This window comes from Amycolatopsis sp. NPDC114504, assembly GCF_055633595.1.
This window is the reverse complement of sequence record NZ_JBVKDU010000004.1, coordinates 1,364,956-1,378,998: the sequence shown is the minus strand read 5'-3', so window position 1 is coordinate 1,378,998 and position 14,043 is coordinate 1,364,956. Positions and strand designations below refer to the sequence as shown.

The window sequence follows — 14,043 nt, the reverse complement described above, 5'->3', positions numbered from 1 at the left end:
ACAGTAATGTGTTGTCGAGTTGACTGGTACTAATAGGCCGAGGACTTGTCTACGAAGATGTTGCGCATCCACTCTACGGTTCTGAAACACCACGCCAGGTGCGTGTGTTGTTTCGGAGTGTTTCGGTGGTTTTAGCGTCAGGGAAACGCCCGGTCCCATTCCGAACCCGGAAGCTAAGCCTGATAGCGCCGATGGTACTGCAACCGAAGGGTTGTGGGAGAGTAGGACACCGCCGAACTTACCTTACGTACGGCCCGTTAGGATAGCCAGTTGGCTGCCCTAGCGGGCCGTACGCGTATGTCCAGAACAAGATTTTTTCCACGGCAGGAGGCCAGGTGTCCGAGTTCGGTCGACGAGACTCAAGCGATGATGGGTCCGGCCGGTCGGCACGCCGGGACGAAGGCTCCCGGGGCCGATCGGACGCATCCGGGGGAGACCGGCGCGGTGCGCGGCAGGACCGCGGCGGCCGCGACAACACGCACCAGGGCCGGCCGCGCCGGGACGACCACGGCGTCCGTGGCGGCGGCAAGCCCTTCCGCGGCGGCGACGGTCCCCGCGACCGCGACCAGCGCGGAGGATACGCAGGTCAGAGCCGTGACAGCGGCCGCACCGGCGACCGTGACGACCGCCGCGGCGGCTACCGCGACTCCGGTGACCGGGCCGGCCGGCCCGGCGGTGGCGGCAAGTTCTCCGGCGGCCCGGCCCGCTCGGGCGGCGGCCGCTTCGACGACCGCGGTGGCAGCCGTTCGGCCGGCCGGTCCGACGACCGCGGCGGCGACCGGAACGAGCGTTCGAGCCGCGGCTCCGACGACCGGGGCGGCCGTCCCGGCGGCAGCCGGCCCCAGGGCAAGGCGTCGTACGGCGACCGCAAGCCCCGATGGGAAGACCGCGGTGGCTCCTCGCGCCGCGACGACGACCGCGGGACCCGTTCGGGTGGTTTCCGCTCGGATGACCGCAACCGCGGCGGCAGCGACCGTCGCGACGATTCCCGCGGCAGCTACCAGCGCCGTGACGACAACCGTGGTGGCAAGCCCGGCGGTTTCCGCTCGGATGACCGCAACCGTGGTGGCAGCGATCGTCGCGACGACTCGCGGGGCAGCTACCAGCGGCGCGATGACGACCGTGGCAGCCGTCCCGGCGGCTTCCGCTCCGACGACCGCGGTGGCAAGTCCGGCGGCTTCCGTTCGGACGACCGTGGCCGCGGCAGCAGCGACAATCGTGGTGGTTTCCGCTCCGACGATCGCCCCCGGAGTGGCAGCGATTCCCGCGGCAGCTACCAGCGGCGCGACGACAACCGTGGTGGCAAGCCCAGCGGCTTCCGCTCGGACGATCGCAACCGCGGCGGCAGCGACCGTCGCGACGACTCGCGGGGCAGCTACCAGCGCCGTGACGACGACCGTGGCGCCAAGACCGGCGGGTACGGCTCGGGCGACCGCGGCCGGAGCAGCGACCGTCGTGACGACGACCGTGGTGCCCGCACCGGCGGCTTCCGCTCCGACGACCGCCGGGACGACTCCCGCGGCGACCGTACCGACCGCGGTGACCGCGCCGACCGTGGTGACCGCGGCGGCTACCAGCGCCGCGACAGCGCCCGGGACAACATCGCCCGCGACAACAGTGCCCGCGACAACAGCGCCCGGGACAAGGACAACGACCGCCGTCCCGCCGGCCCGCGCAGTGAAGACCGCGGCGGCTACCAGCGCCGGGACGACGACCGCGGTCCGCGGACCGGGGGCGGCTTCCGTGGCTCGGACAAGCGTGGCGACGACCGTCCCGGGGCCCGCCGGGAACCGCGGCCCAGGGTCGGGACCCCGCTCGACGACGCGGCCCTCGCCCGGGAGCTCCTCGAGGCGCCGGACCTGCCCGAGGACATCGAGTTCTCCGACCTCGACGAGGACGCCCGCCGTGAGCTGAGGACCCTGCCGAAGGGGCTCGCCGAGACCGTCGGGAAGCACCTCGTCGCCGCCGGTGGGCTGATGGACAGCGATCCCGAGGCCGCCCTCGCGCACGCCAAGTACGCCAAGGCCAAGGCCTCGCGCGTGCCGATCGTGCGGGAAGCGCTCGGGCTGGTCGCCTACCACGCCGGCAACTGGTCGGAAGCCCTTTCCGAACTGCGTGCCGTCCGGCGGATGACCCGCAGCGACGACCACATCGCCATCATCGCCGACGCCGAGCGCGCGCTGGGCCGGCCCGAGCGCGCCCTCGACCTCGCGAAGGAAGCCGACGTCGCGAAGCTCGACAAGGCCGTCCAGGTCGAGCTCGCCATCGTCTCGGCCGGGGCGCGGCGGGACCTCGGGCAGCTCGACGCCGCCGTCGTCTCGCTGCAGGGCGGCGACCTCAAGGCCGAGAAGCGCGACCCGTGGAGCGCGCGGCTCTTCTACGCCTACGCCGACAACCTCGCGGCCGCCGGGCGCAAGGAGGAGGCCGTCCGCTGGTTCCTCAACGCGGCCGAGGCCGACGCGGAGGACGAGACCGACGCCTCCGAGCGCGCCGCGGACCTGGCCAACGAGAACGCCGACGCCGACAAGAACGAGAACACCGAGAACACCGAGCCGAAGGACACCGAAGAATCGGATGAGTGACGCCCTGCTCGCGGCCTACGACGCGGTCCTGTTCGACCTCGACGGCACCGTCTACCACGGCGCCCGGGTGATCCCGGGCGCCCCGGAGACGGTCCGGGCCGCGCGCGAGCACGGCACACCCGTCCGGTTCGTCACCAACAACGCGTCCAAGGCCCCGGGCGAGGTCGTCGACCACCTCACCGGCCTCGGCATGCCCGCCGACGCCGGTGAGGTGCACACCAGCGCCCAAGCCGGGGTGCAGCTGCTGAAGGAACGCCTGGCAGCCGGCGCCGAGGTCCTCGTCATCGGCACCGAGTCGCTGGCCGCCGAGGTCGCCGGCGCCGGCCTGAAACCGGTGCGGGAAAACGCCAAGAGCGTCCAGGCCGTCGTCCAGGGCCACTCGCCCGACAACACCTGGGCCGCGCTGGCCGAAGCCTGCCTGGCCATCCGCGCGGGCGCGCTCTGGGTGGCCTGCAACGTCGACGCCACCCTGCCCAGCGAGCGCGGCCTGCTGCCCGGCAACGGGTCGATGGTCGCCGCGCTGCGCACCGCCACCGACGTCGAGCCGCTCGTCGCCGGGAAGCCGCAGCCGCTGCTGTTCGAGACCGCGGCGAAGTCCGCCGGTGCGGAGCATCCACTCGTCGTCGGCGACCGGCTGGACACCGACATCGCCGGCGCGGTCGCCGCGGGCATCGACTCGCTCGTCGTGCTGTCGGGCGTCGCGACGCCGAAACAGCTGATCGAGGCCATCCCGGCCGAGCGCGCCACCTACCTCGCGAAGGACCTCACCGCGCTCGAAGACAAGGCCGAGGACCTCAAGATCGGCCCGCGCCCGGGCTGGACCGTCACCGCGGAGAACGGCGTGCTCGACGCGGAAGGCGACGGCGACGACCTGGACCTGCTTCGCGCGCTCTGCCACACGGCGTGGGAGACCGGCGTCACCGAACTCGGCGAGCGCGCCCGGGCGAAGTTCGCCTGACTGATACCGTTCGTGACGTGCAGGACCACCCGTACCCCGTCCCGGGCCCGCCGCCCGGGACGTTCTCGCAGCAGACCGACCCGCGGGCCGGCATCGACGAAGCCGTCGCCGGCCTGGACGACCTCGACGCGTTGCCGCTCGCGGAGCACGTCGAGCGCTTCGACGCCGTGCACACCGAGCTGACGGTCGCCCTCTCCAGCATCGACAAGGTCTGACCACGGTGCCCAAGCGGGCGCGCCTCGACGCGGAACTGGTTCGGCGCGGCCTCGCCCGGTCGCGCGAGCAGGCCTCGGCCCTGATCACCGGCGGCAAGGTCACCGTGCGCGGCATGGTGGCGAGCAAGCCCGCCACCGGCGTCGAGACCGACGCGCCCATCGTCGTGAAGGACGAGGACGACCCCGGCTGGGCCTCCCGCGGCGCGCACAAGCTGCTCGGCGCGCTGGAAGCGTTCGACGGCCTGAGCGTCGAGGGCAAACGCTGCCTCGACGCCGGCGCGTCCACCGGCGGCTTCACCGACGTCCTCCTCCGCGAAGGCGCGGCGACCGTGATCGCCGCCGATGTGGGTCGTGGCCTCCTCGACTGGCGGATCCGCACCGACGAACGTGTAGTGGTCATGGACCGCACCAATGTTCGCAACCTCTCGCCCGACGACCTCGGCGGCCAAGTCGACCTCGTCGTCGGGGACCTCTCGTTCATCTCGCTGAAGATCGTGCTGCCCGCGCTCGCCGCCTGCGCGCGCGAAGGCGCCGACCTGGTGCCGATGGTCAAACCGCAGTTCGAGGTGGGCAAGGACCGCCTCGGCAGCGGGGGTGTCGTGCGTGACCCCGAGCTGCGCGCCGAATCCGTGCTCGGCGTCCTCGACGAGGCCGCAAAACTAGGCCTTTCGCTGCGCGGGGTGACCGCCAGCCCGCTGCCCGGGCCGTCCGGGAACGTCGAGTACTTCGTGTGGCTCAGGAAAGAACACGTGGCCGAGTCCACTGTGGACGCGGTAGACAGGTCTGAGGCCGAGCGGCTCGTCCGAACCGCCGTCGAGGAAGGGCCCGCATGACCACCGAACGTGAAGTTCTCCTCATGGTGCACCCCGATCGCGAAGCGACCGGCGAGGCCGCGCGCGAGGTCTCGGCACGCTTCGCCAAGGCCGGCATCCGGATCCGGGTGATCGAGGAAGACGTCTGCGCGCTCATCAACCCGGACCGCCACGGCGTCGGGTCGACCTGCACGGTCGTCGACCCGGACGACAACCCCGCCGAGGGTGTCGAGCTGGTGTTCGTCCTCGGCGGCGACGGCACGCTGCTGCGCGCGGCCGAGCTGGCCCGCCCGGCCGGGGTGCCGGTGCTCGGCGTGAACCTCGGTCGCGTCGGCTTCCTCGCCGAGGCCGACTCGGACGCGCTGGCCGACACCGTGCAGCGCGTCGTCGACGGCGACTACCAGGTCGAAGAGCGGATGACCATCGACGTCACGGTCACCCACGACGGTGCCGAGCTCGCCCGCACCTGGGCGCTCAACGAAGCCAGCGTCGAGAAGAGCACGCGCGAGCGGGTCCTGGACGCGCTCATCGAGGTCGACGGGCGGCCGGTGTCCGCCTTCGGCTGCGACGGTGTGCTGTGTGCCACACCGACCGGTTCGACCGCGTACGCGTTCTCGGCGGGCGGCCCGATCATCTGGCCGGACGTCCAGGCGCTGCTGGTGGTGCCGAGCAACGCGCACGCGATGTTCGCGCGGCCGCTGGTCGTCTCGCGGAACTCGGTGATCACCGTCGGGATCGACCCCGACGGCTCGTCCGCCGTCCTGACCTGCGACGGCGGCCGGTCCATCGACCTGCCGCCGGGCGCCCGCGTGCGCGTGACGTGCGGCAAGACCCCCGTCCGGCTGGTCCGGCTGTGGGACGGCCCGTTCACCGATCGGCTGGTGCAGAAGTTCTCGCTGCCGGTGAAGAGCTGGCGGGAGCGGCACGCGCGTCCCTGCGAGTAAGGACCGCTGGGCGATTCATTCGAACATATCGGCGACTCGCCGGGGTCCCGCGCGCGCAGAGTGTCGGTGGGGGCCGCTACGGTAGGCGGCGTGCTGGCCGAGATGCGCATCCAGGGCCTCGGAGTCATCGAGGACGCCCTGCTGGAACTGCACGCGGGCTTCACCGTCGTCACCGGTGAGACGGGTGCGGGAAAGACCATGGTCGTCACCGGACTGCACCTGCTGTCCGGGGGCCGAGCCGAGGTGTCCAAGGTCCGGACGGGGATGCTCAAGGCGTTCGTGGAAGGACGGTTCACCTACTCCGGCGTCGAAGGCGCCGAACGCATCGTCACCGAATCGGGTGCCGACGTCGACGAGGACGGCAGCGTCATCGCGCTGCGGGCCGTCGCGGTCGACGGGCGCTCGCGGGCGCACCTGGGCGGCCGGTCGGTGCCGGTCGGCGTGCTCGCGGAGCTGTCCGAGCAGCTGATCGCGGTGCACGGGCAGAACGACCAGCTGCGGCTGCTGCGCCCGAGCGAACAGCGGGACGTGATCGACCGGTTCGCCGGTGACGCGGTGGGGAAGCCGCTGAGCGCGTACCGCGAGGTCCGGTCCGAGTGGCTGGCGGTGATCGCCGAGCTGACCGAGCGGTCGACGCGCTCGCGGGAGATGGCCCAGCAGGCCGACCTGCTGAAGCATGGGCTCACCGAGATCGACGCCGTCGCGCCGGAGCCGGGTGAGGACGTCGAGCTCACCACCCAGATCAAGCGGCTCGCGGCGGCCGACGAGCTGCGCGCGGCCGCGACCGAGGCGCACGTCGCGCTGTCGGGCTCGCTCGACGGCGACCCGGACGTCCCGAGCGCGATGGCGCTGGTCTCCGAAGCACTCCGGCGGCTCTCGACGTCCGAAGACGGCGTGCTGCGCGAGCTGGCACCGCGGCTCGAGGAGGCGTCGGTGCTGCTGACCGACGTCGGGGCCGAGCTGGGCTCCTACGTCGAGACGCTCGACGCCGACCCGGCGCTGCTGGAGAAGGTGCTGGCGCGCCAAGGCGACCTCAAGCGGCTGACCCGCAAGTACGCGGCGGACGTCGACGGGGTGCTCTCGTGGGCCGACGACGCCCGGCGCCGCCTGGGCTCCATGGACACCTCGGAGGAGGCGCTCGCCGAGCTGGCGCTGCGACGCGACCAGCTCGCGGTGCAGCTGGCAGCGCACGCCGTCGAGGTGTCGGCGGCCCGCGAAAAGGCCGCGGCCGAGCTGGCCGGGGAGATCACGCGGGAGCTGTCCGGGCTGGCGATGGGCCAGGCCGCGATCGAGGTGACGGTCGAGCAGCGGCCGGCCGAGCACGGCGACACGCACGCGCTGACCATCGACGGCCGCGCGGTGCACGCGGGCGCGGACGGCATCGACGACGTCGAGCTGCTGCTGCGGGCCCACGACGGCGCGCCGCCGCTGCCGGTGCACAAGGCCGCGTCGGGCGGTGAGCTGTCGCGGGTGATGCTGGCGATCGAGGTGGTCCTGGCGCACGCGGACACGGTGCAGACCCTGGTGTTCGACGAGGTCGACGCGGGTGTCGGCGGCCGCGCGGCGGTCGAGATCGGCCGCCGGCTGGCGAGGCTGGCGCGGACCCACCAGGTCCTGGTGGTCACGCACCTGCCGCAGGTCGCGGCGTTCGCCGACCAGCACCTGGTGGTGGACAAGGGCCACAGCGGCGGGGTGACGCGCAGCGGGGTCAAGAACCTGAGCCAGGCCGAGCGGGTCAACGAGCTGGCGCGGATGCTCGCCGGCATGGACGACACGGAGACGGGCCGCGCGCACGCCGAGGAGCTGCTGGCCACCGCGGAGAAGGCCAAGGCCGAGCCCGAGCCGAAGCGGAAGAAGGCGGCGGCGAAGAAGAAGTAGCGCCTCAGTCCAGGTCGGCCGTGATGCCGCGGAACACTTCCGCCAGCACGCGGGCCTGGTCCCGGTCGACGTGGTCAGCGAAGTGCCGCTCCACCCCTCGGACGTGCGTGGGCCAGGCGGCTTCCAGCGCCGCGAACCCGGCCGGGGTCAGCACCACCAGCGTGGACCGGCGGTTGCCGGGGTCCGGTTCGCGGCGCGCGTACCCCGCGGACTCGAGGCCGTCCACGACCCGGGTCAGCCCGCTCGCGCTGTGCACGAGCGCGTCGGCAAGGTCCTTCATGCGCAGCCGCCGGTCCGGGGCTTCCGAGAGCTGCACCAGCGCGTCGTACGTGCGGTGCGACATCCCGTGCTCCGCCCGCAGTTCGGCGTCGAGCACGCGCAGCAGCAGCGCGGACGAACGCAGGAAACCCCGCCAGGCCGCGTCGTGCTCTCGGGACAGGCTCATCCCGGGAATACTACTCGCACGGACAGTTGTTGTGCGGACTGTTCGCATGCGAAGAAAGGACCCAGGATGCGCGCGGTGGTACTCCGGGAACCCGGTCCGGTCGAAAACCTCGAACTGAAAGAGCTCCCGCTGCCGGAGGTGAAACCCGGCTGGGTCCGGATCGCCGTGAAGGCGTTCGGGCTCAACCGGTCCGAGCTGCACACCCGGCTCGGGCTCGCCGAAGGCGTCACGTTCCCGCGGGTACCCGGGATCGAGGCCGTCGGGATCGTGGACGCGGGCGAGGGCTTCGAGCCTGGGCAGCGGGTCGCGACCATGATGGGCGGCATGGGCCGCACCTTCGACGGCGGCTACGCCGAATTCACGGTGGTGCCGAAGAGCCAGGTCATCCCCTTCGAAAGCGATCTGCCGTGGGAGGTCCTCGGCCAGGTCCCCGAGACGCTCCAGACCGCGTACGGCTCGCTCACCACCGGCCTCGACCTCCAGGCGGGGCAGACCCTGCTGATCCGCGGCGGCACGTCCGCGCTCGGGTTCGCCACCGCGGCACTGGCGAAAGACCTCGGTGCCACGGTCTTCGCGACCACCCGGCAGGCGGACCGGCTCGACATCCTGCGCGACCACGGTGTCGACCACCCGCTCCTCGACGACGGTGACGTCGCGACACAGGTCCGGGAGATCGTGCCCGAGGGTGTCGACGCGGCCCTCGAACTCGTCGGGACGCCGACCCTGCCGGACACCCTGAAGGCCACCCGCGTGCACGGCACCGTCTGCTTCACCGGCATGCTCTCCAACCGCTGGACGATCTCGGATTTCTATCCGATCGGCTACCTTCCCGCCGGGGTGCGGTTGACCGCTTATGGTGGTGAGGCGGACGACCTGCCCGCCTCCGTCCTCCAGCGCCACCTCGATCGGATCGCCGACGGCGAAGCGAGTCTCGGTCCGGCGAAGGTGTACGCGATGACGGAGATCCGGCAGGCGCACGACGACTTGGAGCACAACCGGACGGCGGGCAAGCTCGTCGTGCTGACCGGCCGAGCGGAGGGAGCCGCCCCGTGATCCTGCCGCCGCCCGCCGATGTCGAAGCCCAGCTGGCCGCCGCCCGCCGGGACAACGACCTCGACCGCTACCTCGGCCTGCTGGCCGGGGAAGAGCTCTTCGTCCCGATCCGGCGGGGGGACGCCCGCAGCATCCTCGACGAGCGGGCGGAGACCTTCCCCAACGTCTACTTCGAGACCGGCGGCGACGAGTTCCTGCAGGTCTTCACCCGCGGCGCGCTGCCCGACCTCGGCCCGGACGTCGTCGCCATGAGCGGCGCGCTGGACTGGGCGGTCGACGGCGTCGGGCGGCACGAGCGGGTCGTGTTCAACCGCGGCACCCGCGGCGAGTGGCGGCTGCCGGGCGCGACGCTGCAGCCGTGGCTCGACGCGCACAAGGACGACGTCACGCCGCTGGAGGAGCAGGTCGAGCGGCTGATCACCGCGCCGTACGGGCACCTCGAAGGACCGATCGCGCACGCGTTGGCCTGCGGTGCGCACCTGGCCGTGCTCAACGCGGCGCCGTGGAACGTGCTCGACGCGCGCCGCCACGACTACGTCGCCGAGGTGCGGGGCCTGCGGGACTGGTGGGGCGTGCCGGACCCGCCCGGCTGGCGCGCGACGATGGCCGACCTGATCGGGGACGGCTACGCGCTGACCCCCGGCAACCTCGTGCTCATGCTGCGCCTGCGGTTCGCCGCCGAGTACGGCCTGCGCAACGGGGAGTTCGACCCGCTGACGTGGGTGGAGCTGGTGGACCGGTGGTGCGCGGAGAACGACGCCGCGGACCAGGCGGAGGAGCTGCGGGACACCGTCCGCCGGGTGTCGCGCTGCGAGCAGCGCCTGCGGGCCGACGGCCTGGTCGATGCGGACGGGTTCGTCACGACGGCGCTGTCGTGGGACGTCGGCCGCGCGGTCAACATCGCCCGGTGGGGTCTCGCGGCCGGTTATTGCGACGCGCTGACAGCGGAGCTGATGGTGCTCGAGGCCGGCTCGCTCGCGCGCCGCTACCATCAGTCATGGGCCGACCTGTCGGCCGGGTATGTCATGGGCCGGCTGCTGCACGCCGAGGACGACGAGTTCGGCGAGTGGTACCCGGCGGCCGTGCGGGTCCACCACCAGCTCCTTCAGGACCCGGCCAGCCCCTGGGTGAACCTCGATTTCGGGCCGCTTTCGGAGGAGTCGGAGGCCTGACCCGTGCGGGGGACCTCACCACAACGAGTCACCCCGGCTACGGCGTGGCGTACGTCGTCCCACGAGCAAATTTGTCACCATCGGCCACATGAAGCTCACCGGCTTGCTCACGCGGAACCAAGAACCCCTGCCGGGGATCACCGGGGTCGCCCGGGTCGACCGCCGCACCCGGGAGCTCCTGCGCCGGATCAGTCCCGGCGACATCGTCGTGCTGGACCAGCTGGACCTCGACCGCGCGACGGCCGACGCCCTGGTCGAGGCCGACGTCGCCGGCGTGGTCAACGCGTCGCCGTCGATCTCCGGCCGGTTCCCGAACATGGGCCCCGAGATCCTCGTCGCCGCCGGCGTCCCGCTCCTCGACTCGGTCGGCGGCGAGCTGCTGCGCACGATCAAGGACGGCACGAAGCTGCGGCTGCACGACGGCGTCGTGTACATCGGCGAGCGCCAGGTCGCCTCCGGCATCGAGCAGACCGCCGACAGCGTCGCGGACCAGATGATCGAGGCCAAGGCCGGGATGTCGACGCAGCTGGAGGCGTTCTCCGCCAACACCATCGAGTTCCTGCGCCGCGAGCGCACGCTGATCCTCGACGGCGTCGGCGTGCCGGAGCTGAAAGTCGTGATCCGCGACCGGCACGTGCTGGTCGTCGCCGGCGGCAACGGGCACGCCGAAGACCTCAAGAAGCTCAAGAAGTACGTCGCCGAGCACCGGCCGGTGCTGATCGGCGTCGACGCGGGCGCCGACACCCTGCGCGTGCAGGGGTACACGCCGGACGTCATCGTCGGCGACCCCACCGGCATCGGCACCACCACGCTGCGCGGCGGCGCCGAGGTCGTCGTGCCCGCCGCGCCGGACGGGCACGCCCCCGGCGTCGAGCGGATCCAGGACCTCGGCATCGGCGCGGTGACGTTCCCGGCGTCGGGCAACGCCGAGGACCTCGCGCTGCTGCTGGCCGACGCGCACGGTGCGAGCCTGGTCGTCACGGTCGGCTTCCAGGCCACCCTGCGCGAGTTCCTCGACCACGGCCGGTCCGGCTCGAACCCGTCGACGTTCCTGACCCGGCTGAAGCTCGGCACGAAGCTCGTCGACGGGAAGGCGGTGGCGACGCTGCACCGCAGCCGGGTGTCGATCGGCGCGGTCGTGCTGCTCGTGCTCGCCGCGGTCGTGGTGGTCGCCGCGGCCCTGCTGGTGTCCGATGTGGGCTCGGTCTACCTGGACTGGCTCCGGCACACCTGGAATTCGCTCGCTGCCTGGGTCAAGGGATTGTTCACGTGATTTCGCTGCGCTACCACGTCGTTTCCATCGCCGCCTGCTTCCTGGCGCTGGCCGTCGGGGTCGTCCTCGGCTCGACCGCGCTGAACGGCACGCTGCTGTCCGGCCTGGCGGGGGAGAAGAAGGACCTCGGCAGCCAGGTCTCCGACCTCGAAGCGCAGCGCAACGCGCTCAACGCCCGGCTGGCCGACGCGGACGCGTTCGCCGGCTCGATGGGGCCGAAGGTCGTCGCCGGGGCACTGGACAAGCGGTCGGTGGTGCTCGTGACCACCGAGGACGCCCGCCCGGCCGACCGGGACGCGCTGAAGCAGCTGATCGGCCAGTCCGGCGCTTCGGTGACCGGTGAGGTGCAGCTGACGGCCGCGTTCGCCGACCCGGAGAAGGCCGACCAGCTCCGCGACGTCGTCACGCGCCTGCAGCCGGCCGGCTCGAAGTTCCCGACCGCGGGCGACACCGGCACGCTCGCCGGCGCGCTGCTCGGATCGGTGCTGCTGCTGGACAAGACCACCGCGAAGCCGCAGTCCTCGAGCGAGGAGCTGGCGGCCGCGATCGGCGGCCTCACCGACGGCGGGTTCGTCAAGGCGGGCCAGGCGGTCAACCCGGCGCAGCTGGCGATCGTGCTGACCGGGGCCCAGGCGACCGGTGACAGCGCGGGTGACCGCGCGGCGACGATCGCCCGGTTCGCGACGCAGCTCGACCGCACCGGCGCGGGCACGGTCCTGGCCGGCGACGCCGGTTCCGCGGAAGGCACCGGCGCGCTGGGCGTCGTCCGCGCGGACACGTCGGCGACGTCGATCCTGTCCACTGTGGACAACGTCGATTCTTCCGCGGGCCGGATCAGCACGATCATGGCCTTGAAGGAACAGCTCGACGGGGGCACCGGACGTTACGGCATCGCCGGCAACGCCCAGGCCCCCGCACCGGGAGTCAGCAACCCCGCGGGGAACTGACGGTCAGCTCGCGAGCCACAACGCCGGGACGTTGGGCGGTTCCCAGCCCACCAGTGAAGTGTGGCCCTGGCGGCACGTGTACGTGATGCCGTTGTAGGTCACCTTCGCGCCCGTCGCGTACGCCGTGTTCGGTGCCCACGCGGGGATCGAAGGCGGCGTCGTGGGGGTGGTGGTCGGCGGGGTGGTGGGCGTTGTCGGGGTCGTGGGTGTGGTCGGGGTCGTCGGAGTGGTGGTCGGCGGGGTCGTGGTCGGCGGTGCCGAGCAGTTCGGCGTCGAGGCCGCCAGACCGTTGACCACCGCGTGGAACAACGTCGAACCCGGGTCCAGGTCGTAGAGCGAGAACATCATGGCGCCGCCGAGACCCGTGCAGTGGATGTAGTCCGTGCGGGCCTTGATGGACTGCGTCGACGAGCCGCCGTAGAAGTTCTGCCCGTCGTAGAACCACGCCGACTGCGTGACCGGGTCCCAGTACGTGTCCGACGGGTTGTCGACGATGCCGGACAGTTCCTTGTACATCGCGACGCCGGGGACGTTGCCGCTCAAGGCGTGCCCGGGCGAGGGGCCCGAAGCGGACTGGTACAGCCCGTGGTTCGACCCGGCCGGCACGCCGGTCCAGCCGCGGTAGTAGAACGGGATGCCCAGCGTGAGCTTGTTCGCGGGGAAGCCGCCCGCGATGCCGTACGCGCTGTTGCCGTGCAGGTAGTCCTTGACCACCGAGTCGATCGTGTACTTCTCGGTGCCCGGGGGGATCGTGCCGGACGGGTCGTTCGGCGACGAGTACAGCGGGTCCTGGAAGTTCGTCGGCCCGGTCGCGTCCCACGCGCCGTGCATGTCGTAGGTCATCGCGTTGCCGAAGTCCAGGTACTGCCCGATCCGGTCGGTCTGGAGCTTCGCGATCTTGTCCTGGCCGCCGGGCAGCGCGGCCGACAGCGCGTAGTGCTTGCCGCCCAACGCGTCCAGCTCACCGCGGAACTCCGCCATCAGCGCGGTGTAGTTCGCGGTGTCGTTGGCGCTGTAGTGGTTGCCGACGTGGCCGGTGGGCGAAGCCGGGTACTCCCAGTCGATGTCGATGCCGTCGAAGATCCCCGCCGCGGTACCCGGGCCGCCGTAACCGCCGGATGCCGGGATGTTGCCCTTGATGAACATGTCGAGGCACGAGCTGACGAGCTTCTTGCGCGACGCGTCGGTCGCGGCGGCGTCGGAGAAGTACTTCGAGTACGTCCAGCCGCCGATCGACAGCAGCACCTTGAGGTTCGGGTGCCGCGCCTTGAGCTCCTGCAGCTGGTGGAAGTTGCCGGCGACCGGCTGGTTCCAGACGTCGGCGGTGCCGTCGACGCTGATGTCGGAGCCGAACGACTTCTGGTAGTCGGCGAACTGGTCCCCGCCGCCGTCGCCGGCGTTCGGGTCGGTTTCGCCGCCCGGGTCCGGGGTCGTCGCCTTCGTGGCTTCGAAGCAGGTGAGGTTGTTCGGGTCGATGTTCTCGAAGTCGTAGAGCAGGTAGTCGAGGTTGCCGGCGATGGCGTCGACGTTCTTGAGGTAGTAGGCGTTCTGGTAGATGGACCACTGGTCGAAGTAGGCGATCCGGACCCCGCCGGAGGTCGCGGCGGCCGCGTTCGGGGTCGCCGGGCCGGCGACGGTCAGCGCGCCGACCACGACGGCGGCCGCGGCTGCGGCGACCAGGGCGAATCTTCGCTGCATGGGCGTCTCCTCGCGCAGGCGGACGGCCCTCTCCCGGCCGCGACGGCGCGGGAGAGGGCGTACGCG

At 71.9% G+C, this 14,043-nt stretch carries 12 protein-coding genes and 1 rRNA gene; 11 read left to right on the top strand and 2 right to left on the bottom strand.

Annotation, left to right across the window (positions count from 1 at the left end):
• Positions 1-121 precede the first annotated feature (121 nt).
• The 7 genes from rrf (at position 122) to recN (ending at position 7,389) form a co-directional block, all read left to right on the top strand.
• Positions 122-238: ribosomal RNA gene (gene rrf, locus ACZ7PG_RS36140) — 5S ribosomal RNA — on the top strand.
• A gap of 97 nt (positions 239-335) precedes the next feature.
• Positions 336-2,582, top strand: coding sequence for a tetratricopeptide repeat protein (locus ACZ7PG_RS36135; RefSeq protein ID WP_470243645.1), 2,247 nt, complete (start codon positions 336-338; stop codon positions 2,580-2,582).
• Positions 2,575-3,540, top strand: coding sequence for an HAD-IIA family hydrolase (locus ACZ7PG_RS36130; RefSeq protein ID WP_470243644.1), 966 nt, complete (start codon positions 2,575-2,577; stop codon positions 3,538-3,540). Before ACZ7PG_RS36135 ends, ACZ7PG_RS36130 begins: the two co-directional genes overlap by 8 nt.
• Positions 3,541-3,557: 17 nt before the next feature.
• On the top strand, positions 3,558-3,755 hold the full coding sequence (locus ACZ7PG_RS36125) for a hypothetical protein (protein WP_155546226.1): 198 nt from the start codon (positions 3,558-3,560) through the stop codon (positions 3,753-3,755).
• A gap of 5 nt (positions 3,756-3,760) precedes the next feature.
• Entirely contained in the window at positions 3,761-4,588 is an 828-nt protein-coding gene (locus ACZ7PG_RS36120) for a TlyA family RNA methyltransferase (protein ID WP_470243643.1), read from the top strand.
• A complete protein-coding gene (locus ACZ7PG_RS36115) occupies positions 4,585-5,511 on the top strand; it encodes an NAD kinase (RefSeq protein WP_470243642.1) in 927 nt (308 codons plus the stop codon). Before ACZ7PG_RS36120 ends, ACZ7PG_RS36115 begins: the two co-directional genes overlap by 4 nt.
• A gap of 90 nt (positions 5,512-5,601) precedes the next feature.
• Positions 5,602-7,389 carry a DNA repair protein RecN gene (gene recN, locus ACZ7PG_RS36110; RefSeq protein WP_470243641.1) on the top strand — a complete coding sequence of 596 codons (1,788 nt, stop codon included), beginning with the start codon at positions 5,602-5,604 and terminating at the stop codon, positions 7,387-7,389.
• A 4-nt stretch (positions 7,390-7,393) separates the two neighbouring features.
• On the opposite strand, the gene ACZ7PG_RS36105 is transcribed toward recN, so the two are convergent.
• Entirely contained in the window at positions 7,394-7,834 is a 441-nt protein-coding gene (locus ACZ7PG_RS36105) for a MarR family winged helix-turn-helix transcriptional regulator (protein WP_470243640.1), read from the bottom strand.
• A 66-nt stretch (positions 7,835-7,900) separates the two neighbouring features.
• On the opposite strand from ACZ7PG_RS36105, the gene ACZ7PG_RS36100 reads away from it, so the two are divergent.
• The 4 genes from ACZ7PG_RS36100 (at position 7,901) to ACZ7PG_RS36085 (ending at position 12,279) form a co-directional block, all read left to right on the top strand.
• On the top strand, positions 7,901-8,887 hold the full coding sequence (locus tag ACZ7PG_RS36100; RefSeq protein ID WP_470243639.1) for a zinc-binding alcohol dehydrogenase family protein: 987 nt from the start codon (positions 7,901-7,903) through the stop codon (positions 8,885-8,887).
• On the top strand, positions 8,884-10,059 hold the full coding sequence (locus ACZ7PG_RS36095; protein ID WP_470243638.1) for a DUF1266 domain-containing protein: 1,176 nt from the start codon (positions 8,884-8,886) through the stop codon (positions 10,057-10,059). Before ACZ7PG_RS36100 ends, ACZ7PG_RS36095 begins: the two co-directional genes overlap by 4 nt.
• A gap of 88 nt (positions 10,060-10,147) precedes the next feature.
• On the top strand, positions 10,148-11,332 hold the full coding sequence (gene steA, locus ACZ7PG_RS36090; RefSeq protein ID WP_470243637.1) for a putative cytokinetic ring protein SteA: 1,185 nt from the start codon (positions 10,148-10,150) through the stop codon (positions 11,330-11,332).
• Entirely contained in the window at positions 11,329-12,279 is a 951-nt protein-coding gene (locus tag ACZ7PG_RS36085) for a copper transporter (RefSeq protein ID WP_470243636.1), read from the top strand. The genes steA and ACZ7PG_RS36085 overlap by 4 nt, the downstream gene beginning before the upstream one ends.
• A 3-nt stretch (positions 12,280-12,282) precedes the next feature.
• On the opposite strand, the gene ACZ7PG_RS36080 is transcribed toward ACZ7PG_RS36085, so the two are convergent.
• On the bottom strand, positions 12,283-13,977 hold the full coding sequence (locus tag ACZ7PG_RS36080) for a glycosyl hydrolase family 18 protein (RefSeq protein WP_470243635.1): 1,695 nt from the start codon (positions 13,975-13,977) through the stop codon (positions 12,283-12,285).
• Positions 13,978-14,043: the final 66 nt, after the last annotated feature.